At 63.3% G+C, this 915-nt stretch carries 1 protein-coding gene and 1 pseudogene; both read right to left on the bottom strand.

Translation table 11 applies throughout. The annotated features are described in order from the left end of the window. Window positions 1-170: 170 nt before the first annotated feature. Window positions 171-581 (bottom strand): endonuclease domain-containing protein, encoded by a 411-nt coding sequence (locus L979_RS14045; RefSeq protein ID WP_052209919.1) that lies wholly within the window; start codon window positions 579-581, stop codon window positions 171-173. A gap of 221 nt (window positions 582-802) precedes the next feature. Beyond that, a pseudogene (locus L979_RS15595) lies at window positions 803-915 on the bottom strand (ATP-binding protein); the annotation flags it as partial.

The raw sequence follows: 915 nt of genomic DNA, 5'->3' as shown, positions 1-915 counted from the left end.
GTGACGTTCTCCCGCCAGGGGCGCATACGCCATGGTGGTGGGGGCGGCGCCCAGTCTAGCGAGCCCGCCGACGGGGTAGGTAACCGACCCCGGTTGTCTCTGCCGTGAGATCACCTCCTGTTGTTGAGATGACACCCCGTTGCTGGTGATCTCAACAGTTGGCGGTGATCTCAGCGGCGGACGGCAAGTTCCCGGCGCACCATCGCCACCAGCGCGTAGGGATGGCGGGTGACCATGGCCCAGTCCACGCGGATAACCCGCCACCCCGCGTTGGTCAGCGCCTTTTCACGACGACGTTCGGCCCGGATGACCCCTGACGGATCTCCGAACTGGCCGGAATACTTGACCTCTCCGTCGAACTCCAGGATCAGCTTTTCTCTCTCCCAGGCGAAGTCCACCCGGAAGCGCTCCCCACCCACTGTGACCTGAAACGGGGGTACAAAGCCGGTCAGGTGGTTTTCCACCAGCACCAAGCGGGTCAAGGTTTCGGCCACGGACTCGCTGCGTGGATCCGCAAGCTCAATGACCTGGCGCGCACGTGCAACTCCGCGCTTGGTGGTGGATCGACCGAGCTGCTCCACCAGAATCTCCCGGCTACCGTGGCCCTACATGAGGCGGAGGTACCCGTCGACCACCACCAGCCCCTCACGCAGAGGCAATTCGCGCGCACAGTCGGCTGCGGTTCGGGCCAGCGTGGTGAGCCGAAAACCGTCAAACTGAGTCACGTCGGAATGCTCAATGGGCCACACCTTGTGACTTCGTCTGCTGAATGGCGGGGTTCTTCGGTCGCTTCGTGGCGGGGTCAGGTGACACCGATGACCAGGGTGCTCTGTGCGGCTTCGATGACGTCGTTGGTGATGGTGTCGAGTTCGTTGATCTTCAGGACCCGCTGGATCTGGGGGAAGAGGCGTTCGA

The sequence above is a fragment of the Kocuria sp. ZOR0020 genome, assembly GCF_000800955.1.
Lineage (GTDB): Bacteria > Actinomycetota > Actinomycetes > Actinomycetales > Micrococcaceae > Kocuria > Kocuria subflava.
The sequence above is the reverse complement of the archived record's forward strand: the minus strand, read 5'-3'. Positions and strand labels throughout refer to the sequence as shown.